Origin of the sequence: Dietzia sp. PP-33 (assembly GCF_033790845.1) — a bacterium.
Taxonomy (GTDB): Bacteria; Actinomycetota; Actinomycetes; order Mycobacteriales; family Mycobacteriaceae; genus Dietzia.
This window is the reverse complement of record NZ_JAMYEI010000001.1, coordinates 136657-157674: the sequence shown is the minus strand read 5'-3', so window position 1 is coordinate 157674 and position 21018 is coordinate 136657. Positions and strand designations below refer to the sequence as shown.

Below are 21018 nucleotides of genomic sequence, written 5' to 3'. Positions count from 1 at the left end.
GATGGCAGGCGACGCGCTCGAACAGACCGGGCCCGTGGAAGCCCTGCTCGTCCTGTCCTTCGGCGGGCCGGAGGGCCAGGACGACGTGATCCCGTTCCTGGAGAACGTCACCCGCGGTCGTGGTATTCCGTCGGAGCGACTCGAGGAGGTGGCCACCCACTACCGGCAGCTCGGTGGACGCAGCCCGATCAACGACCTCAACCGCGAGATAATCGCGAACATCGAGGCGGAGCTCGCGGACCGGGGCAGGGACCTGCCGGTGTACTTCGGGAACCGCAACTGGGACCCGATGATCGAGGAGACGGTGCGGCAGATGACCGCGGACGGCGTCCGCACCGCGGCGGTGTTCGCCACCTCCGCGTGGGGCGGATACTCCGGTTGTGCGCAGTATCAGGAGGACATCGCCCGCGCCCGCGAACAGGTGCCGGGTGCGCCGACGATGGTCCGCCTCCGCCAGTTCTACGATCATCCCCTGTTCATCGAGCGATTCGCGACCGATCTCCGCGCCGCCGTGGCGTCGGCGGCCCCGGGCGCCCGGGTCATCTTCACCGCGCACTCGGTGCCCGAATCGGCGGACTCTGTGGCGGGGCCGCCGAAGCTCGGAGGTCACCTTTACAGCCGTCAGGTCGCCGAGGCGTCACGGCTGGTGGCAGAGGCCGCGGGGGTTGGAGAGCACGACCTGGTGTGGCAGTCGCGTTCCGGCCCGCCGAGCGTGCCGTGGCTCGAACCGGACGTGGTGGACCACGTCAGCGAACTGGCGGACACCCAGAACGTCCGCGACGTGGTGGTCGTCCCGATCGGGTTCATCTCCGATCACGTCGAGGTGATCTGGGACCTGGACACCGAGCTGGTGGACGAGGTGCGCGAACTCGGCGTGACCGTCACCCGGTGCGCCACCCCCGGGCCGAGCCCGGAGTTCGCCCGAATGGTCCTGCAGCTCCTCGACGAGGTCGAGTCCGGAGTGAACGGTGACAGGCTCGGCGACGTGCCCGCGCTGGGCTGCAACCGCGATGGCGCCCGGTGCGCGGTGGGGTGCTGCTCGCGGTAGACGTCGGAGGGGTAGCCGGAACGCGGCTGGTTCTCGAGGCCCCGGTTCTCGAGGCTCCAGGCCTCGAGACGTCAGGTTTCGCGGACTCAGGTCTCGCGCAGGGCGGCGTCACCAGCAGCGGCCACCGCCGAGCGCCGAGCGGCGTCCTTCACGGCCACGAGTCGTCGTAGGACCGGTTCCCGCGTGGCGGGGTCGGCGCCCACGTCCGGCTGCGCCAGCGCGACCGAGATGATCGCCTCCACCCGGTCGATCCTGTCCACCAGCTCGAGAACGCGGGCCGGTAGGCCGGCGGGCAACCTGGTGACGTGGGCATCGAGGTCGAGAGTTCCCCCCTGGCCCACCTGTGCCGCGGTCCGCTCGATCAACTCCGCCGCCTCGACCACCGCCTGCCCCAGGGCGAACAGTGCCCCGGACGGCCCGTCGGGCTGTGGCGGCACCGGACAGTCTGCGACGCCACGGGCCCGCCAGCGCAGGACGTCCGGGTGCGGGCGGACGCAGGTCAGGCAGACCGCCTCGCGGCTCACCGGATCACGGACCAGGATTCCCCACCCGGCCTCCGCCACGTCCGAGCGGACCGCGGGGACCGTGGGAAGGCTCGACGAGTCCCCGGGGGCCGCGGTGAGCAGGGCCAGCGACTCGGGAGCGGGATGCGAGCGCCCCGAGCGCCGGAGACCCGTGACGAGCCCGGGGAGCAGCGCCGTGGGCCCGGAGGCGGGGGATATCCCGTCGAGCATCCGAACGGGCTCGCCCGAGATCTCGACCAGGTGTGACTCGGCCAGCCCCGAGACGTACCCGGTGAGTTCGTCGAAGGGCTGGTCACCCCAGGCGGTGCGCAGGAGGAACATCGGCAACGGCCACGCGGGGGACAGCGCGGCGCTCCGGGTGAGGGGGCGTGACATGACGGTCAATCCTACCGGTCGGTGCGCCGCCCGCCCCCCGCGCGCGTTTCCGACTACCGTGTCGGGCCATGGCAGACATGTACGGTTCCGACATCCTGTCCGGGACGGCGCGGCGCCGCCGACCGGAGACCCCCGTCGTCGTCGCCGAGAGCGACCTGGTGGTCGAGCACCCGGACTCCGGCTTCTGCGGTGCCGTGGTGGGATTCACCCGCACCCCCGACGGCGACTTCGTCAAACTCGAGGACCGGCGCGGCCTGGTCCGCCTCTTCGCCATGACACCGTCCGCGTTCCTCATCGACGGCTCACCGGTGACGCTGCGCAGGCCCGGGCCGGTCGTGACGGCCGGCCCGAAGGTCACCGCGTCCGGGTCCCGGAAGGTCGAGGGCCTGCGTGCCCGGACCGCGCGCGCGGGCCGTATCTGGGTCGAGGGCATCCACGACGCAGCCATCGTCGAGAAGATCTGGGGCCACGATCTGCGGGTCGAGGGGATCGTCGTGGAACCACTTCACGGGATCGACGACCTGCCCGCGCTGGTGGCGGAGTTCGGGCCGACGCCGCAGGCGCGCCTGGGGGTGTTGGTCGACCACCTGGTCACGGGGAGCAAGGAGTCGCGCATCGTCGCCGGGCTCGGTGGCGACGTGCTGGTGACCGGCCACCCCTATGTGGACATCTGGCAGGCGGTCAAGCCCCGGGCCGTGGGTATCCACACATGGCCGGTGGTCCCGCGGGGCGAGGACTGGAAGACCGGCATCTGCGACCGGCTCGGGTGGGGTGACCCGGCCGACGGTTTCAGGCGGGTCCTGGGCGCGGTGAGCACATACCGGGACGTGGAGCCGGCCCTGCTGGGTGCGGTCGAACGGCTAGTGGACTTCGTTACCGAGCCCGTCTGATCCACCACGGGGAGCAGGTCACCCGGGAGTGCCGACCTCGTCGTCGTCCTTGCCCCGGACGGGCAGGCGAGCGTCCAGGATCATGCCGACGAGTCCCACCGCCGCGAACGCGCCCGTCGCCCACAGGGCGGCGGTCCCGTCGCCCTCGGTGAGGGAGTGTCCCAGCAGGATCGCCGCGATCGTCCCCGGCGTGCTGCCGATCACCGTCGCGGGCAGGAACTGCCGGTAGGGGATGGACGTGAGCGCGGCCGCGTAGTTGACCACCGAGAACGGCGCGGCGGGGACCAGTCTCAGACTCCCCACCGAGAGCCAGCCGCGACGTCGGAGGCGGGCGTCGATCGCCGCGACACGGGGGTCCGCGCGCAGCGCGGCGGTGCGCCGGTGACCGAGGCGACGGACCCCCACGAACGCCAGGGTGGCCGCGATGCCGGACGCGAGGAGTGAACAGGGGATCGCCACGGCCGGCGTGAACAGCACGGCCGCCGAATAGGTGAAGGTCGACCGGGGGACCGGGGCCACGGTGACGATCGCATAGGCCGCGAAGAACGCGATCGGGAACCACGGGCCCAGCTGATCCGCCCAGTCGCGCAACTGCTGCAGACCGGGGGTCGGGACGACGGTGGCCAGGAACACCACGGCCAGGACGGCCGCCCCCCACCAGATCACCCGTCCGCGCACAGGTCGACTGTAGTCGCGGGTCTCCCGGTGCCCTCCCCCTGGTGACCCCGCGCACATGGTCACGTCCCAGCCGGCAGAGGGGCTGCATTAGAGTTCGTCGTGACCCCCTTCACTCCACAAGAGAACGAGGTACCGGTGTCCAGTCCGACCACAGGTCCCGACCTTCACTCCTGGTACGCCTCTGTGGGAGCCGTACTAGCGAAGGCCGCCCGCAAGGATCCCTCCGAGATGCCCGAGGACGCCTGGCGCGAACTCGTGGAGACCACCCGCGACGGTATCGAGGTCAACCCTCTGTACACGCGGGCCGACGAGACCCCCGAACGTCCGGCACCGGGGGCGTTCCCGTTCGTCCGGGGAGGCGACCGGTCGGGACTGCCCGACAACGGCTGGCACGTCAGCGCCAGGGTCGAGGCAGAGGGAGACCCGAGTGAGGTCAACACCGCCGTCCTGGACCTCCTCGGCCAGGGCGCGTCCGCGCTGTGGCTGCAAGTGGGGGCCCCCGACGTCGCGGCCGTCCTCAAGGACGTCTACCTGGATCTGGCGCCGGTCACCTTCGACGCCGGAGCCGACCTGGTCGAGGTCACCGACGCGTTCCTGGAACTGCTCGACCGACGCAGGGCGGACGGGGACGGGGTGACCGACCGGGCCGCGGTGATCGCCGACCTGGGCGCCGCCCCGGTGACCACCGCGTACGGCGACGGCGCGGCGGCCGCGACCGCCACCCTCGAGGACGCGGTGCACCTGGCCTCCCGGGTGTCCGATCGCGAGGAGACCCTCCGGACCTTCGTCGCCGACGGGACCGTCTTCCACGCCGACGGCGCGGGGGACGCACAGGAACTCGCCTACGCGGTGGCCGCGGGGCTCGAGTACGTGCGCGCGCTCATGTCGGCGGGTCTGCCGGCCGAGGTGGCGCTGCGCCAGATCTCCTTCCGCTTGGCCGCCACCGACGACCAGTTCGTCTCGATCGCCAAGTTCCGGGCCGGGCGGCTGATGTGGGCCCGCGTCGCCGAGCTCCTCGATGCCCCGGACGCCGGGAACGCCCCGCAGCACGCCGTCACCTCCTCGGCCATGATGGCCCGACGCGACCCGTGGGTGAACATGCTGCGCACCACTCTCGCCGCGTTCGGCGCCGGTGTCGGCGGCGCCACCTCCGTGACCGTCCTGCCCTTCGACGTCTCCGTCCCCGGCGGTCTGGAGAGCACCTCGGGTTCCTTCGCCGAGCGCATCGCCCGGAACACCCAGCTCCTCCTGCTCGAGGAATCGCACCTCGGCCACGTGGTCGACCCGGCCGGGGGTTCCTGGTACGTCGAGTCGCTCACCGACTCGCTCGCCGACGCCGCCTGGTCCGCCCTCCAGACCGTCGAGGCCGAGGGGGGACTCGCCGCCGCGATCGCCTCCGGGAGTGTCGCCGATGCGATCGCGCGGGTCCGCGAGGCGCGGGACTCCGACATCGCGCACCGCTCGGCGCCCATCACGGGTGTCTCCGAGTTCCCGAACCTCGCCGAGCAGCCGCTCGACGCCTCCCGTCGAGGCGGACAGGACTACCGCTACGGCCGCGACTTCGAAGACCTGCGTGATCGTTCGGACGCACATCTCGAGGCCACCGGCTCCCGGCCGGCCGTCCTGCTCGCCGGTCTGGGCCCGCAGGCCGAGACCACGGGCCGCGTGACCTTCATCGCCAACCTGCTCGCCGCCGGCGGTGTGGAGGCCCGCAACCCGGGTGTCACCGCCGCCGACCAGTTCGCCGGCGCCCACGAGGGCGAGGAGATCGCGGTCCTGTGCGGCGGCGACAAGCGCTACGCCTCCGAGGGGCCGGGCGCCGTCCGCGCACTACGTGACGCGGGGGTGACGACGGTGTACCTCGCCGGAGCCGAGAAGGGCTTCCCCGTCGACGCCGAGGACCGACCGGACGGGTACCTCTCGAACGGCATCGACGCCGTCGCCGCCCTGACCACCCTCCTCGACCAGCTGGGAGTGAAGTGAGATGACCACCTTCCCCGATTTCAGCACCACCCCACTGCGCGAGAACACCGAGGGGGCGCCCCTGCCGGACGGCGTCGAGACCGCAGGCCACTCCCGCGTCGACACCGGCGTCGACACCGGCGACTCCGGACCACGGTGGGAGACCCCGGAGGGCATCGACGTCAAACGGGTGTTCACCAAAGCGGACCGTGACGCGGTGGAGTCGGGGGTCGCCCCGACCGACGACGGAGACGAGGTCACCCCGTTCCCGTTGGACACGGTCCCGGGCGCCGCTCCGTTCCTGCGGGGCCCTTACCCGTCCATGTACGTCAACCAGCCGTGGACCATCCGGCAGTACGCGGGCTTCTCGACCGCTGCCGAGTCCAACGCCTTCTACCGGCGCAACCTCGCGGCGGGGCAGAAGGGGTTGTCGGTCGCGTTCGACCTGGCCACGCACCGGGGCTACGACTCCGACCACCCCCGCGTCGGTGGGGACGTGGGCATGGCGGGCGTGGCGATCGACTCGATCCTGGACATGCGGGAGCTCTTCGACGGCATCGACCTCTCGGCGGTGTCGGTCTCGATGACCATGAACGGCGCCGTCCTGCCGATCCTGGCGTTCTACGTGGTGGCGGCCGAGGAACAGGGGGTGACGCCGGAGCAGCTCGCGGGGACCATCCAGAACGACATCCTCAAGGAGTTCATGGTCCGCAACACCTACATCTATCCGCCCAAGCCGTCGATGCGGATCATCTCGGACATCTTCGCCTACACCTCGCAGAAGATGCCCCGCTTCAACTCCATCTCGATCTCCGGTTACCACATCCAGGAGGCCGGGGCGACGGCCGATCTGGAGCTGGCGTACACGCTGGCGGACGGGGTCGAGTACCTCCGCGCCGGTCTGGATGCCGGGCTGGAGATCGACAAGTTCGCCCCGCGCCTCTCCTTCTTCTGGGCCATCGGGATGAACTTCTCCATGGAGATCGCGAAGCTGCGGGCAGGGCGTCTGCTGTGGAGCGAACTGGTGGAGAAGTTCGGCCCCACGAACGCCAAGTCTAAGTCGCTGCGCACCCACTCGCAGACCTCCGGGTGGTCACTGACCGCACAGGACGTGTTCAACAACGTGGCCCGCACGTGCATCGAGGCCATGGCGTCCACGCAGGGACACACGCAGTCGCTGCACACCAACGCCCTGGACGAGGCGCTGGCGTTGCCCACCGACTTCTCCGCCCGGATCGCGCGCAACACCCAGCTCCTCCTCCAGCAGGAGTCCGCGACGACCCGTCCGATCGACCCCTGGGCCGGGTCGTACTACATCGAGTGGCTCACCGCCCAGCTCGCCGACAAGGCCCGGTTGCACCTCATCGAGATCGAGGAGGCCGGCGGCATGGCCCAGGCGATCGGCGAGGGGATCCCGAAGCTCCGCATCGAGGAGGCCGCAGCGCGGACGCAGGCGCGTATCGACTCGGGACGCCAACCCGTGATCGGGGTCAACAAATACGTGGTCACCGAGGACCAGGAGATCGAGGTCCTCAAGGTCGAGAACTCGCGCGTGCGCACCGAGCAGCTGGCCAAACTGGCCAAGCTCCGCGAGGAGCGGGACGAGGACGCCTGCCAGGCCGCGCTGGCCAGGCTCACCGAGTCGGCGTCCGGCGGGGCGAGCAGCGACATGGAGAACAACCTCCTGGCGCTGGCCATCGACGCCGCCCGTGCCCGAGCGAGCATCGGCGAGATCTCGGACGCGCTCGAGAAGGTCTACGGCCGTCACAAGGCCGAGATCAGGACCCTGTCCGGCGTGTACCGGCAGGAAGTCTCCAAGGAGGGCGCCGTGGACAACGTCACCAAGGCCATGAAGATGGCCGACGAGTTCGCCGAGCTGGAGGGCCGTCGCCCCCGCATCCTGTTGGCCAAGATGGGCCAGGACGGGCACGATCGCGGCCAGAAGGTCGTGGGGACCGCATTCGCCGACCTCGGCTTCGACGTGGACATGGGACCGCTGTTCCAGACGCCGGAAGAGGTCGCCCAGCAGGCCGCCGACGCCGACGTGCACGTGGTGGGCGTGTCCTCGCTGGCCGCCGGCCACCTCACACTGGTCCCGGCTCTCCGCGAGGCACTTGCCGCCGTGGGCCGTGAGGACATCATGGTCACCGTGGGCGGGGTGATCCCGCCGGGGGACTTCCAGGAGCTCTACGACGCCGGGGCGGCGGCGATCTACCCGCCCGGCACCGTGATCTCGGACGCGGCGATCGGGTTGCTCGGCACGCTGGCCGGAGAGCTCGGCCACGTCCTGTCAACGGCCGACGTCGCGGAGGCGGGGGCGGAGTCCTGACCCGCCTCGGTTCCGGTCCCGACCCCGCGGGGTCGGGCAACACCTCGGGCAGCCTGTCGACGACCCTCGGCACCGGTGCGGCGCGCGGACCCGTCCCCTCCGCCACGGGCCCACGACCGCGCCGGGAGATCGACGTCGACGCGCTCCTGGAGGGAGTCCTCGCCGACCGTCGTCCCGTCCTCGCCCGCGCCATCACCCTGCTCGAGTCGACCAACCCCGCCCACCGGGAGAAGGCGCAGGAACTGCTTCTCGGCACCCTCCCGCACGTCGGGGGGGCACTGCGAATCGGCATCACCGGGGTCCCCGGGGTGGGCAAATCTACGTTCATCGAGTCGTTCGGTCTGTACCTGGTCGAGCAGGGGCACAAGGTGGCGGTCCTGGCCGTCGACCCGTCCTCCACGCGCACGGGCGGATCGATCCTCGGCGACAAGACCCGGATGGCCACGCTCGCCACGGAACCCCGCGCGTACATTCGGCCCTCACCCACCTCCGGCACACTCGGCGGGGTGGCCAAGGCGACCCGCGAGACGATGGTCCTGCTCGAGGCCGCGGGATTCGACGTGATCCTGATCGAGACCGTGGGGGTGGGCCAGTCCGAGGTCACCGTCGCCGGGATGGTCGACTGCTTCACGTTCCTCACCCTCGCCCGGACCGGGGACCAGCTCCAGGGCATCAAGAAGGGGGTGCTGGAGTTGGCGGACGTCGTCGCCGTCAACAAGGCCGACGGCCCCCACGTCAAGGACGCCCGGCGCGCCGCGCGCGAACTCGGCACCGCACTGCGCCTGGTACGTCCGGCGGATTCGACGTGGAAGGTCCCCGTCCTGACGATGTCGGGGCTCGAGGGTGACGGTCTGGAGGACTTCTGGGACGCCGTCCGGTCCCATCAGGACGCGATGGACCAGATCGGGGAGGTCGAGGCCCGCCGGGCCCGTCAGCAGGTCGAATGGACCAGGTCGATGGTGCACGACACCCTTATGGCGAGACTCGCGGCCGACCCCGAGGTGCGTCGGGTCACGGCCGATGTCGAGCGACGTGTCAGCGAGGGGACACTGACGGCGGCCCTCGCTGCCCAGGCGATCATCGACGCCTTCGACAGCTGACGCGCCGACTCGTCGGGGAGCGCGTCAGGCGTCCCACCACCTGCGGACCAGGTACTCGCGCTCAGAGGCGTTCTCCGTGAGCTGGTGGGCACGCGCCCAGGACCGGCGGGCCTCGTCACCGCGCCCGAGTTCCTCGAGCGTCGTCGCCCGCGCCTCGTGGAACGGGTGATGCCGCTCCAGCTCCGCCTCTCCGGCGAGGGCGTCGAGCTGCTGCAGGCCGGTCTCCGGTCCGTCGCGGCGTCCCACGGCCACTGCACGCGCCATCCGGACGACGGGTCCGGGTGCGAGTGCGAGGAGGAGGTCGTACAGCACCACTATCTGTGCCCAATCGGTCGACTCGACGTCTCGCGACTCCGCGTGGACCGCGGCGATCGACGCCTGGACCGCATAGGGCCCCGGCCCGCCGGCCGCGGCCTCCATCGCCAGGCCCAGCCCCTCATCCGCCAGGAGACGGTCCCACCGGTCCCTGTCCTGTTCGCGCAATGGGACGGGTAGGCCCTCGTCGTCGACCCTGGCCGGCGCGCGGGCCTCGGTGAGCAGGAGGAGAGCGAGCAGACCCGTCGCTTCCGGCTGCCCCGGTACGAGCCTGTGCACGATTCGGGCGAGGCGGATCGCCTCCGTCGTGAGGTCCCCGCGCAGGTGGCCGTCACCGGTGGTCGCGGCGTAGCCCTCGGTGAAGATCAGGTAGATCACCGCGAGCACCGCGGGCAGTCGCGTCGGCAGATCCTCCGGGCCGGGGGTGCGGATCGGGATCCGGGTGACCCGGAGGCGTTTCTTCGCCCGGACGAGGCGTTGCTGCACCGTCGTCACCGGGAGGAGGAAAGCGTGGGCGATCTCCATTGTCGTCAGCCCGCCGAGGTATCGCAGGATGAGCGCCACCTGCTCGTCGGTCTTGAGCGTGGGATGGCAGCACGCGAAGAACAGCTCGAGCCTGTCGTCGGGGATCTCGTCCGGCTCCACGACCGCACGGACCGGCGGCGCGGACGTTCGTCGGTCCTCCTCGACCCGGAGACGCGCGAGACGCTCGGTGAGCGCCTTCTCGCGCCGGAGCCGGTCGATCGCCTTGCGGGTGGCGGTAGTGGTGAGCCACGCGAGCGGGGAGTCCGGCACCCCGGTACGAGGCCAGGTCTCGATCGCCGCTTCGAGCGCGTCCTGGGCCGCGTCCTCCGCGAGATCCAGATCCCCGAAGCGTGACGCCAGCGTGGCGAGGAGGCGCGAATGCTCCTCGCGCCGCAGTGCGGCGAGCACGTCCGACGCCGCCGGGCCCGGGGCGGTCACGGGGTCACCCCCGCGGCGCCCCGGACCCGTCGGTCCGGCATCAGAACTCCAGCATCGCGCGGACCTCGACCCATCCGCCCCTGGCGCCGGGGCACTTGGCGGCCCAGGCCAGCGCCTCGTCGATGTCCGCCACGTCGATGATGATCGTGCCGCCGACGAACTCCCTACTCTCGGCGTACGGACCCGACGTGACGACGGCGTCCGTCCCGCCCGCGGGGATCCTGACCGTGACGCCGGTCTCGGGGTCCTCCAGAGCGAAACCACCGGCGAGGACGCCGGCCTTCTCCAGCTCGGCGTCGAAGGCCATGAACTCCTCGACCCCGGGCCCTTCCTCCTCGCCGCAGCGCACGTCCTCGAGGTTGGCCATAAGCAGCAGTACGTATTTCATGTCGATCTCCTGACCGTGAGTGGTGGATGTCGGCCGCGGTGAAGTGCGGCGACACCTCCATGACGAACGGGCGCCGGAAAATCGACAGGTTCGCAGAATAATTCTCCACGCACTCCGGATTCCGCTCCCGGGGCATCCGCGCAAGAGATGTCGCGCGGGGCTGCCTCAGAGGCGGCGCGGCCGCACCCCCGCGGGGCACACGAGGCTTACGGGCTTCAGCAGTCGGATGCACACGCTGCAGGCTCACCCACACGCGACATCTCGTCTGTGAATGGCGACCACGCGAGTGGATTCAGACGTGAGAAGACGGAGGAGGCGGTGGAGGTCGACGCCCAGCCCGCCAACGCTCGGGCTCAGTACCGATCGTCCGGCACCCGGCGACTTCGGGAGCGCATCGCGAACAGGAGACCGATCACAAAGAGCACCACACCGGCCACCATGAGAATCACCGCGAGGGTGTTCGAGTCGATACCCGGAATGGTGACCTCGACCGCGTACATGAGTATCGCGCCGATCACCACAAGGACCACTCCGCCGCCGATGTAACCCATGGCTGTTCTCCTTCGTCGTGACCGCGCGCCTGTCCGCGGTCGTGCGCTCACCCTACGAGACCTCGGCGCCGAATTCAGGCGTGCGGAGAGAGGAGCTTTCGCGCCGGATCCTCGATGAACCTGTAACTGGCCGCGCCCACGGCGATCGAACCGGCCACGGTCACGGGCCAGATCACGCCCATCCGCCGGGTCCACAGCGCGGTGCGGGTGAGCGGAAACGCGTAGTGCAGCACGATCAGGTGCCAGAGGAAGATCCCGTACGACCAGCGGCCGATCGCCTGCAGGGGTGGCGACTCAAGGACTCGGAAGCGCGTGCCCGCCGGTGCCAGGACGACCGGCCCGAGGAAGAAGAACGCCATCGCCGCGGTGAGCCCGTTGCGCGCGGCGTACTCGCGGCCGCTCGGATGACGGAAGCCCTCGGAGAACCAGCGGGTCGACGTGGTGGCGAGCAGCGCCCCTGCGCCAGCCGCCCACCAACCCCACCTCGCGTAGGAAGCCCGGCTCAGTCGGGCGAGCAGTCCCGGACGGGCGGTGGCCAGCTCGGCCAGCAGCATCCCGGAGGCGAACCAGGCGGAGAACGCCGGCGGCAGGATCTGGACGTTGACGCCCCTGGGCAGGAGCCGGAGGCGCTGCCAGGGGATCAGCGGGAACAGCAGGCCGGAGAGCCCGAAGGCGCCCACGGCGGGCAGCCGCCATCGGGCCCCGTCGCCCCGCAGGTTCTTCAACCCGGTCCACAGCGCCGGGAGCGCCAGGTAGTAGGCCATCTCGACCGCGAGTGACCAGGCGTGCGTGAGCCCGGAGACGAGGAATTTCCGCTGGTAGATCTGCGTCAGGGTGAGGTTGCGCAGCCAGACCCCGGGGCCGTTGATCCGGTTCTGGGGTAGGAGCACCATCGCGACGGCGACGAGCACTGAGTACGCGGGCATGATTCGCACGAGCCGGGCCCGCAGGTAGGGGATCACCGCGCGAGCCGTTCCCGACCGGTCGCGGCGGGCGTGGTCGGAGTGTGCCCGCCACAGCAGGAAGCCGGTCTTGGCGAAGAACACCGCGACCAGCATGTCCAGACGACCGTAGAGGCGGCGCACCGGCGTCCCGTAGGACATCCGGGTCACGAACGCGACGTGGGTGGTGATGATGCCGATCGCCGCGAGGCCGCGAAGACCCTCGAGCGCCGGAATGTGACCGCGAGCACCGGCGAGCCGCGGCTGCTGCCCCCCGGCGGCCTCGGCTGTGGCGGTGTCGGGAGCGTCGACCGGGGTCGGAGCTGCTGCCGTCGGCTGGGCGGGCTGCGCGAGGCGTCGCGCGGCGAACCCGGCCGCGACAGCCCCACCAGCGAGGGCGACGGCGGCGACAGGCCTCATGGACTCTCCCGGGGTTACTTCAAGTGAGACGACGGTCCGTTGTCCGGCGACGGTGGTGCCGCCGCCAGGACATCCGGACGAGATTAGCACCGGTTCCAACCAGCGACCCCGGGGTGGTCAGCCGCGCGTACGCAGTACGAAGCCCACGGCGCCCAGCGCCTCGTCGTGCCCTCGGAACGTGGCACGCATCGCGAGGACGCGCCGGCTCGGTCATCTCCACCTCGAAGCCCGCGCACTCGACTAGTGCGCGCCACTCGGCCACGGTCAGGGGTCGGGCGTTGACGCGGACGGACCGGGCGAGGTCCTTGCGGATGGCGGTCTTGACGTCGTCGTGGATCTCGTCGGGCACCGGGCTGAGGTCGTGGGCGAGGTACCGGCCGCCGGCTTCCACCACGCGGTGGGCCTCGGTGACACCACGCGGCGGCCGGCGACGGACCTCGGGAGTGCCGGGGGAGCGGGCCGGTGGAGGTCAACTCAGCGCAGGTCCGCGATCGAGACGGTGACCTCCTCCAACACCGCGACCGCACCACCGGGAACGGAGAGATCGACGACGAGCTCGGCGTTCGCCGGCCGCCCACGGTGGCCACGGCCGTCCTCGACCGTCATCCCCCGGGTGTGCTCTCCCGCGCACTCGATGCGCAGATGGACGGGCTCGGTCAGGGCCGCCTCGGGGTGGAGCGCCAACCAGGCCACCAGGGGATCATGCACCTGCGCCAGGTAGCCCTCGCCGACCGACTCGTGGAACTCGAAGTAGAAGCGCAGGGCATCCGCCAGGTGCCGAGAGAGCGTCGATCCCTGTGCCGCCTCCACCAGGCGCCGGGAGCGCTCGGGGGTCCACACCGCCCGCTCCGTCAGGTTGAGCCCGCACCATCGGGCCGGCGCGACGGTCGGGTCGTCGGCACGCGCCGCCTCCCAGGCCAGGCACACACGGTCGGCGGCCTCCGGGTCCACGTCCACGTTCCACTCGCTCACGGGCGTGGTGTTGCCGGGGTGGCCGCGGAACGTCCCACCCATCACGACGAGCCGCCGCAGTAGCCGCGGGAGCGCGGGCTCGAGCTCCAGCGCGTGGGCCAGCGTGGACGAGGGACCGGTCACCACCGCGACGAGCTCACCGGGGTGGGCGCGGGCGGCGTCCACCCAGAGTCGGGCGCCGTCGCGGGGATCGAGCGACCTCGTCGTCGTAGTCAGGTCCGCGTGTCCCGCCCCGCGGGGCCCGTGTGTCTCGGGGGTGAACACGTGCGGCACCACCAGGGCGCCCGCGGCGCCGGCGGCGACGGGGACCGGCGGGCAGCCGGCGAGGTCCAACCACGACAGGGCGTTGCGCACCGTGTCGTCGATGCCGACGTTGCCGGCCGTGCACACCAGCCCCGCGAGGTCGATCCGACCTGCTCGCTGCTCGGCGACCAGATAGGCGATCGCCAGGGCGTCGTCGATGCCCGGGTCGCAGTCGAGCAGCACCGGGATCGGCCTCACCGGTCGCGGCTCCCCGACAGCAGCACGTCCCGGGTCAGCTCGAGGTGCCCGGCGTGGGTCGCGACCTCGTGCAGGATGTGGGCCAGGACCCACTCCGGGGTGAAGCTGCCCGCCCGGCGCGCGCCCTCCACGTCGAAGGCCGTTCCGGCAGGGTGGGCGAGGCCGCCCCGCCGCGTGGCCGCCGCTGCCCACGCGGGCAGGCGGGCGACCAGACCCTCGAGTCGATCCACCTCGGGCTCCACCGGACCGGTGTACCCGAACTCCGCGGCGCGGTCACGCGAGATCTCCTCTCCGCCGAGGCACGCCGCGCCCCACGAGACCAGCACGCCGCAGAGGTGGTGGACGAGCGCGGCGGGCGTGGTGGTCGGCCACCGCGCGTCGTCGGCCGTCGGCCGGGCGTGCACGAGCGTGCCGGGCCCGTCGCCGCCGAGATCGGTCACGGCCGCGCGGATCGACGGCGACAGTTGCTCCGCCAGGATCAGGTGCACCGCGTCGACGCTCACCACGGGCTGGGCTCGAAGTCCTTGAGGAAGCAGCCGTAGAGGTCCTCGCCCGCCTCTCCGCGGACGATCGGGTCCACCACCCGGGCGGCGCCGTCCACCAGGTCCAGCGGGGCGTGGAAGCCCTCCTCGTGCAGCCGGGCCTTGGTCGTGTGCGGGCGCTCGTCGGTGATCCACCCCGTGTCGACGGCCGTCATGAGGATTCCGTGCTCGTGGAGCATCTCCTCGGCGGAGGTCCGCGTGAGCATGTTCAGTCCCGCCTTGGCCATGTTGGTGTGCGGGTGCCCGGCGCCCTTGTAGCGGCGCGAGAACTGCCCCTCCATGGCGGAGACGTTGACGACGTACTTGCGCCGGGCCGCGGAGGCCGCGAGAGCCGGACGCAGGCGGGAGACCAGGATGAACGGCGCCACCGAGTTGCACAGCTGGACCTCGAGCATCTCCATGGGCTCCACCTGCTCGACGGTGGCCACCCAGCTGTTGTGGTCGACCACGTCCGGTAGCAGCCCGCCCGCGTCGACGGCGGTGCCGGCGGCGACCCGGTCGAGCGACGCCGACCCCGCCTGCAGTGCGAGGCTCGCGATGTGGCCGGCCTCGCGCTCGGCCTCCACCTCGCCGATGAGCGCGGACTCGCCACCCATCAGCGCGGCCGGGTGCAGCTCGGACGTGCGTCCCATCGTGACCATGGGGATGTCGGCGGCCCGCCCGGTCAGGGGCGCGGATTCGCCGTCGACCAGGCCGGAGTACGAACCGGGGGAGCGACGCACCGTCTGCGCGGCGTTGTTGATGAGGATGTCCAGCGGACCCGCGGCGGCGACCTCGTCGGCCAGTGCCACCACCTGGGCGGGGTCACGCAGGTCCACGCCGATCACGTGCACCCGGTCGGCCCAGTCGGAATGGTCCGGCATCGAGGCGAAGCGCCGCACGGCGTCGCGCGGAAAGCGTGTCGTGATGGTCACGTCGGCGCCGGCCCGCAGCAGCATCAGCGCGATGTACATACCGATCTTGGCGCGCCCCCCGGTCAGCAGCGCCCGCCGGCCGGTCAGATCCATGTCCGGGTCCCGTTTCGCACGATTGACCGCTGCACACTCCGGGCACAACTGGTGGTAGAAGGCGTCGACCTGCGTGTAGAGCTGTTTGCACACGTAGCACGCCACCGCGCGCTGGAGGTGACCGGCCACGGCTCCCGGGGCGTTCGACACCAGCCGGATGCCGGCCGTCTCGTCGTCGATCCTGGAGGGTGATCCGGTCGCGGTGGCCTCGACGACCGCTTTGTCCGCCTCCTGCCTCGCCCGCCGGACCTCGTGCCGGCGACTCTTCTTGAGGAGTTTGAACATGTGGCCCACAGATCGTTGCACCCGGATGGAGTCCGGGTGGTCCTCGCCGAGCGCCGCCGCCTGGTCGAGGACGCGCTGCAGCGTCTCGAGGTCGTCTGGATCGATGCCTGTCACCAGGACACGGTACGACGACGAGGTCGTCGGTCCCTAAACCGCTCGCCTCCGCAGGGTAGGTGCGCGACCCGCCCTGAGCCCGGTGAGCGCCTCATCCATGGCCTGCAGCTCCCGGCTCGGCGCCGCGGACGCCGTGACCGGGGTGAACCCGTAGCGGAGGGCGTAGGCATCGGACACCAGCTGGGCGTGGGCCTCCACCGGGAAGGCCCGCGGGGTCTGTTCGATGTGAGCACGGTCGAGGACGGCGTTGTCGAGCACCGCACGCCAGTCGTAGGCGCGGCGCCCCCTCCGCCCCTGCTCGGCCAGCGCTACGACCACGTATCGGGGCCCGAGGAACCGGCCCTGCCACACGTGGACGAGTTCGTGCACGAGCGTCGGGGTGGCCCGGGGCCCGCGACCGCCCCCGGCTGTCGTGCCCACCACGCCCGGGTCGGCACCCAGGTAGATGAGACCGGGTAGCGCGAACGCCCGCGGATGCGGCACTCCGGGGACGTGGCCACGACGGATGGTCAGCGCGGCGGGGTCGATGGTGTGGCCGAAGACCTCGCGGAGGTCGTCGCGGACCCGTGGGGGCAGGTCGAGTGGTGGGGGAGCCAGACCCAGGGCGTCGAGTCGTCGGTCCAGGGCGCGAGCGATAGCGTCAGTCACCCGTCCCAGCGTGTCTGCGGCCCGCCCCGCGATCGTTCTCACCCGGCGCCTCCGGTCACCGAGCGGTTGTAGTCGAGGGCGGGCCGGAGCCACTCGCACAGTTCTTCATCGGTCCCGATCGCCGAGGCGGTCACCGAGATCCAGCCGGGACCCATGTCACGCCCTGCACCCATCTCTGCCTGCCCGGCACCGGGCTTCCCGACGAGCTCGTCGTGCCGGTCGGCGTCCACCCGGACGAGTAGCCGGCCGTCCCGGCCCGCGCTCACCACAATCTTCTCGGAGACCATGAAGCAGCGGCCGCCGAACATCGATACCTCGCGGGTCACCGGTTCGTCCGCGAGGAGATCGCGCAGGCGGTCGATGAGTCGCTGTTGGGCGGGGGGCGGCGGTGTGCGGGCCATCAGGCGACCTCCCCAGAAACAAGTGGGCCCCGGATCCTCACGGATCCGGGGCCACTTCTACTGTCTCGACACAGTGTGCGCGAGGGGGGACTTGAACCCCCACGTCCGTTAATAGGACACTAGCACCTCAAGCTAGCGCGTCTGCCATTCCGCCACTCGCGCTCGCACACTGATGACCTGCACCGGCTCGTTCCCGGCTTGGTCGTGCGAGGAATGACACTAGCCGATGCCCGAACCGTGGGACAAATCGGCCCCCGCTCCCGCCCCACACCCGCCGGTCATCGCTGGTAGACAAGGAAGTGACCGGCTGGGGGACCTCCAGCCGTCCGACCCAGGAGGAGAAGATGACCGACTTCCGCGTGCCGAACCCCTACGACGCCCTTCCGGACCTTCCCGCACTCGAGGTGACGAGCGAGTCGTTCTCCGACGGGTCGACGCTGTCCCCCGCCCAGCTCGGAGGCGTCATGGGCGTCGAGGGCGGACTGGACAGGTCACCGCAGGTCAGCTGGAGCGCCGGACCGGAAGGGACCCGGACCTACGTGGTGACCGTCTTCGATCCCGACGCGCCGACTGCATCGGGCTTCTGGCACTGGTCGGTGGCCAACATCCCCGCGGACGTGACGTCGCTTCCCGAGGGGGCGTGCACCGGCGACGACTCCTCGGGGCTCCCGGAGGGGGCCGTGGTGGTGCGTAACGACGCCGGGTTCAAGGGTTTCGTGGGTGCGGCCCCTCCGGAGGGACACGGCCCGCACCGCTACATCCTCGCGGTCCACGCGGTCGGTGACCGGATCGAGCTCGGCGAGGACGCCTCCTGCGCCTTCGTCGGGTTCAACCTGTTCGGACAGGGACTGGCCCGCGGCACCAGCACCGCGATCTTCGAGCGCTGAGAGGGGCCGCCGCCCTCAACGCACCGCGGAGCCGACGGCGTCCGCCAGGGACCCGAACCCGCCCTGGCGGAGCCGGCGCGCGACCAGCTTGTTCGTGCCACGGATGAGGTCGGGACCGGTGAAGACGAACCCGGTGTAGGTCTGGACGAGGTGGGCGCCGTGGGTGATGCGGTCCCACACGTCCTCCGGGGTCTCCACACCTCCCACCGAGATGATGACGATCCGGCCGCCGGCCCGCTCGTGGATCCGGGCGAGGACCCGGCGGGACCGGTCCGCGACGGGAGCACCGGAGATCCCGCCCGCACCCATCGCCTCCACCGTGCCCGCCGGGGTCGTCAGACCCTCCCTGGAGATGGTGGTGTTGGTGGCGACGATCCCGGCCAGCTCGAGCTCGAGCACGAGGTCGGTCACAGCGTCCACGTCGGCGTCGTCCAGGTCGGGAGCGATCTTGACCAACACCGGGATCGTGGCCACCTCGCGGACCGCGGTGAGGATCGGGCGAAGGGACTCGACGGCCTGGAGGTCCCGCAGTCCGGGGGTGTTGGGGGAGCTCACGTTGACGACCATGTAGTCGGCGAGGCCCGTGAGCATGGTGGCCGAGGCGACGTAGTCGCCCACCGCGTCCTCGGCGGGCACGACCTTGGTCTTGCCGATGTTGATCCCCACCGGGTCGCTGCTCCGGCGGCGCCGGAGATTGTTGGCGGCGTTGCCCGCACCGTGGTTGTTGAACCCCATCCGGTTGAGGATCGCCCTGTCCTGCGCCAGGCGGAACAACCGGGGCGACGGATTACCGGGCTGGGGAGAGGCGGTGACCGTGCCGACCTCGCTGAACCCGAAGCCGATCGCGCCCCACGAGTCCACCGCCGCCGCGTTCTTGTCGAATCCGGCGGCGAGTCCGAGCGGTCCGGGGAAGCGGCGTCCGAGGACCTCCTGGCCCAGGATCGGATCCCGGACACCGAGGATCCGGCGGACGAGCGCTCCCAGCGGCGGTACCAGTGTCAACAGCTTGAGCAAGCCGAAGACCAGGTGGTGGATCCGCTCCGCGGGAAAGCGGAACAGCACGCTCTTGATCAGCGAGTACACGGTCCTCCTCGAGGGCACTGGGGTGGTCCTTCGATCAACTCGACGGCCCGGACAACGTGGGGCGCATCAGGTGGATGCCGGCACCGTCGGAGGAACCGACGACCACCGTGCCCGACTCCGTGACCACCAGCGAGTCCGGCTGACGCACCGTCGCGATGTCGGCGCGCCGGATGCCTGTGCCGTCGCCGAGATCGTACGCCTGGACGGTGTTGGTCCCGGTGGAGGTCACCCAGACGACGTCCCGGGTGGCGTCACCGGCGACCGCCCAGGGGGCGTCGGCGACGGGGAACTGCTGATGGAGCCGGATGGGCGAGGTCGAGTAGATCAGGAGCGTGTCGCCCACGGTGTCGCTGGCGACGACGGTGCGGTCGCCGTACCCGTCGAGCATCCCGGCTCCCTTGCCTGCGCGCAGGAGCGGACCCGCGCCGTCCTCGTCCGGGTCGATGCTCGCGATGACCGTGTCGGGCCGGCTGAACGCGGTGACCGAACCGTCCCGGGCCACGGTGATCCGATCGACGGACGTCAGGCCTGTGACACGGTGTTGCTCGTTCCCCTCGCCGTCGCGGACGACCACCTCACCGTCCGGTGTCCCGGTGAGCAGGTGGCCGTCGTCGGTCACGGCGGCGGCGGTGACCGGACCGAGCCCCGAGATCTCCCGCGCGTCGCCGGCCGACGTGACCATCACCACTCCGTCGCCGTAGGGGACCAGGACCGTCCCGTCGTACCCGGCGGTGGCGGTGCCCGCGTCGGCGGGCAGTTCGACGGAACCCTCGGGGATCCACCGGGTGCCCTCGACACGGGCGATCTCCAGCGCGGAGCCGCCGTCGACCTGGGCCATCACCCGGTCACCTGTCGCCACCAGCGACGTCACCGACCCCGGTGCCGGGATCACCTCGCCGCCCTCGGGATCGGAGACCTGCGGCGACTCGGCGGGCCGGGCGTTGCCCTGCTCGATCCCGGTGTAGTCCTCCAGTTGGCTGGTGGCCGATGAGCAGCCGGCGAGCCCCACCACGACGGCGAGCAGCGCGGCGGGCAGGGCGGAGCGGCGGTGGACACGAAGGGGCACGGTGTTCCTTTCGACTGGTCGCCATTGTCCCTCACCCGGGTCCTCGGTCCCCGTCCAGGTCCTCAGCGGCTACCCTCACGGCGGTGCGTCTGACGCACCCGAGCTCGTGCCGACGCCCCCTAGAGAAAGCAGCGCCCGTGAACCCGACGGTCCTCGCCGCCCCGGCGGAGGAAGGTATGTCCTGGATCCAGGTCATCGTGCTGTCCGCGCTACAGGGGATCACCGAGTTCCTGCCCGTCTCGTCCTCCGGGCACCTGCGCATCTTCTCCACCTGGTTGTTCGGGGCGGACGCGGGCGCGTCGTTCACGGCGGTCGTGCAACTGGGCACGGAGGCCGCGGTCCTGGTGTTCTTCTTCAAGGACATCGTGCGCATCCTCGTGGCCTGGTTCCGGGGCGTGGTCGACTCCGGGCGCCGCGACGACCCGGACTACCGGCTCGGCTGGTACGTGATCGTGGGCTCCGTACCCATCGGGATCATCGGCTTCCTGGGCAAGGACCTCATCCGCGACGCCGCCCGCAACCTCTGGATCACCGCGTTCGTGCTCATCGCGTTCTCCTTCGTGTTCCTCCTGGCGGAGAAGTACGGACGACAGGACCGACCCGTGCACCCACGATCGCTCGAGGGCCTGACCATGAAGGACGCGGTCGTGATGGGCTTCGCCCAGTGCCTCGCGTTGATCCCCGGCGTGAGCCGCTCCGGTGGCACCATCTCCGCCGGTCTGTTCCTGAACATGTCTCGCGAGGCCGCCGCCCGGTTCTCCTTCCTGTTGGCCATCCCGGCGGTCCTGGCCTCCGGGTTGTTCAGCCTCCCGGACGCCTTCGAACCCTCCGTCGGGCAATCCGCTAGCGGGATCCAGTTGCTCGTCGGGTCGGCGATCGCGTTCGTACTCGGTTACGCAGCGATCGCCTGGTTGCTCCGGTTCGTCCAGAACCACTCCCTGGCCTGGTTCGCGGGTTACCGCATCATCCTGGGGCTGGCGGTCATGGGCCTGCTCGCCACCGGGACCATCCCGGCGACCTGACCCCGA

At 71.1% G+C, this 21018-nt stretch carries 20 protein-coding genes and 1 tRNA gene; 7 read left to right on the top strand and 14 right to left on the bottom strand.

All coding sequences use genetic code 11. The features are described 5' to 3' along the window. Position 1 precedes the first annotated feature (1 nt). Positions 2-1048 carry a ferrochelatase gene (locus NJE57_RS00805; protein ID WP_319026473.1) on the top strand — a complete coding sequence of 349 codons (1047 nt, stop codon included), beginning with the start codon at positions 2-4 and terminating at the stop codon, positions 1046-1048. 86 nt (positions 1049-1134) lie between these two features. Here the strand turns inward: NJE57_RS00805 and NJE57_RS00800 are convergent, their stop codons facing one another. Continuing rightward, positions 1135-1947: a hypothetical protein gene (locus NJE57_RS00800; protein ID WP_319026472.1), complete on the bottom strand. Its 813-nt coding sequence runs from the start codon at positions 1945-1947 to the stop codon at positions 1135-1137. Between the two features lie 77 nt (positions 1948-2024). On the opposite strand from NJE57_RS00800, the gene NJE57_RS00795 reads away from it, so the two are divergent. Continuing rightward, positions 2025-2837 (top strand): DUF3097 domain-containing protein, encoded by an 813-nt coding sequence (locus NJE57_RS00795; RefSeq protein ID WP_319027038.1) that lies wholly within the window; start codon positions 2025-2027, stop codon positions 2835-2837. Positions 2838-2855: 18 nt separating this feature from the next. Here the strand turns inward: NJE57_RS00795 and NJE57_RS00790 are convergent, their stop codons facing one another. Beyond that, positions 2856-3515, bottom strand: a complete 660-nt coding sequence (locus tag NJE57_RS00790; protein ID WP_319026471.1) for a TVP38/TMEM64 family protein — start codon at positions 3513-3515, stop codon at positions 2856-2858. 135 nt (positions 3516-3650) lie between these two features. Between NJE57_RS00790 and NJE57_RS00785 the strand changes: the two genes are divergently transcribed. The 3 genes from NJE57_RS00785 (at position 3651) to meaB (ending at position 8906) form a co-directional block, all read left to right on the top strand. Next, positions 3651-5498, top strand: a complete 1848-nt coding sequence (locus NJE57_RS00785) for a methylmalonyl-CoA mutase family protein (protein WP_319026470.1) — start codon at positions 3651-3653, stop codon at positions 5496-5498. A gap of 1 nt (position 5499) precedes the next feature. Continuing rightward, a complete protein-coding gene (gene scpA, locus NJE57_RS00780) occupies positions 5500-7806 on the top strand; it encodes a methylmalonyl-CoA mutase (RefSeq protein WP_319026469.1) in 2307 nt (768 codons plus the stop codon). Between the two features lie 128 nt (positions 7807-7934). Then, positions 7935-8906 (top strand): methylmalonyl Co-A mutase-associated GTPase MeaB, encoded by a 972-nt coding sequence (gene meaB, locus NJE57_RS00775; RefSeq protein ID WP_319027036.1) that lies wholly within the window; start codon positions 7935-7937, stop codon positions 8904-8906. A 24-nt stretch (positions 8907-8930) separates the two neighbouring features. Here the strand turns inward: meaB and NJE57_RS00770 are convergent, their stop codons facing one another. The 10 genes from NJE57_RS00770 to NJE57_RS00725 form a co-directional block, all read right to left on the bottom strand. After that, the gene (locus NJE57_RS00770) at positions 8931-10184 is read right to left on the bottom strand and encodes an RNA polymerase sigma factor (RefSeq protein ID WP_319026468.1); all 1254 of its coding nucleotides are present in this window, start codon (positions 10182-10184) and stop codon (positions 8931-8933) included. A gap of 40 nt (positions 10185-10224) precedes the next feature. Beyond that, positions 10225-10572, bottom strand: a complete 348-nt coding sequence (locus NJE57_RS00765) for a YciI family protein (protein WP_319026467.1) — start codon at positions 10570-10572, stop codon at positions 10225-10227. A gap of 353 nt (positions 10573-10925) precedes the next feature. Further along, positions 10926-11123: a hypothetical protein gene (locus tag NJE57_RS00760; protein ID WP_319026466.1), complete on the bottom strand. Its 198-nt coding sequence runs from the start codon at positions 11121-11123 to the stop codon at positions 10926-10928. 74 nt (positions 11124-11197) lie between these two features. Further along, the gene (locus NJE57_RS00755; RefSeq protein WP_319026465.1) at positions 11198-12484 is read right to left on the bottom strand and encodes an acyltransferase; all 1287 of its coding nucleotides are present in this window, start codon (positions 12482-12484) and stop codon (positions 11198-11200) included. Between the two features lie 474 nt (positions 12485-12958). Next, a complete protein-coding gene (locus NJE57_RS00750; protein ID WP_319026464.1) occupies positions 12959-13957 on the bottom strand; it encodes a nucleoside hydrolase in 999 nt (332 codons plus the stop codon). Continuing rightward, positions 13954-14463: a DUF664 domain-containing protein gene (locus tag NJE57_RS00745; RefSeq protein ID WP_319026463.1), complete on the bottom strand. Its 510-nt coding sequence runs from the start codon at positions 14461-14463 to the stop codon at positions 13954-13956. The genes NJE57_RS00750 and NJE57_RS00745 overlap by 4 nt, the downstream gene beginning before the upstream one ends. Then, a complete protein-coding gene (locus NJE57_RS00740) occupies positions 14457-15905 on the bottom strand; it encodes an SDR family NAD(P)-dependent oxidoreductase (RefSeq protein WP_319026462.1) in 1449 nt (482 codons plus the stop codon). Before NJE57_RS00740 ends, NJE57_RS00745 begins: the two co-directional genes overlap by 7 nt. 33 nt (positions 15906-15938) lie before the next feature. Next, a complete protein-coding gene (locus tag NJE57_RS00735) occupies positions 15939-16553 on the bottom strand; it encodes a hypothetical protein (RefSeq protein WP_319026461.1) in 615 nt (204 codons plus the stop codon). A gap of 38 nt (positions 16554-16591) precedes the next feature. Next, positions 16592-16954 (bottom strand): TfoX/Sxy family protein, encoded by a 363-nt coding sequence (locus NJE57_RS00730; RefSeq protein ID WP_319026460.1) that lies wholly within the window; start codon positions 16952-16954, stop codon positions 16592-16594. A 76-nt stretch (positions 16955-17030) separates the two neighbouring features. After that, a tRNA-Leu gene (locus NJE57_RS00725) sits at positions 17031-17116 on the bottom strand. 182 nt (positions 17117-17298) lie between these two features. On the opposite strand from NJE57_RS00725, the gene NJE57_RS00720 reads away from it, so the two are divergent. Continuing rightward, on the top strand, positions 17299-17841 hold the full coding sequence (locus NJE57_RS00720; RefSeq protein WP_319026459.1) for a YbhB/YbcL family Raf kinase inhibitor-like protein: 543 nt from the start codon (positions 17299-17301) through the stop codon (positions 17839-17841). Between the two features lie 15 nt (positions 17842-17856). Here NJE57_RS00720 and NJE57_RS00715 read toward each other — a convergent pair whose 3' ends face one another. Both NJE57_RS00715 and NJE57_RS00710 read right to left on the bottom strand, forming a co-directional pair. Then, entirely contained in the window at positions 17857-18924 is a 1068-nt protein-coding gene (locus tag NJE57_RS00715; RefSeq protein ID WP_319027035.1) for a quinone-dependent dihydroorotate dehydrogenase, read from the bottom strand. 34 nt (positions 18925-18958) lie between these two features. Continuing rightward, the gene (locus tag NJE57_RS00710; protein ID WP_319026458.1) at positions 18959-19990 is read right to left on the bottom strand and encodes a hypothetical protein; all 1032 of its coding nucleotides are present in this window, start codon (positions 19988-19990) and stop codon (positions 18959-18961) included. A gap of 176 nt (positions 19991-20166) precedes the next feature. On the opposite strand from NJE57_RS00710, the gene NJE57_RS00705 reads away from it, so the two are divergent. Beyond that, positions 20167-21012 carry an undecaprenyl-diphosphate phosphatase gene (locus NJE57_RS00705; protein WP_319027034.1) on the top strand — a complete coding sequence of 282 codons (846 nt, stop codon included), beginning with the start codon at positions 20167-20169 and terminating at the stop codon, positions 21010-21012. Positions 21013-21018 lie beyond the last annotated feature (6 nt).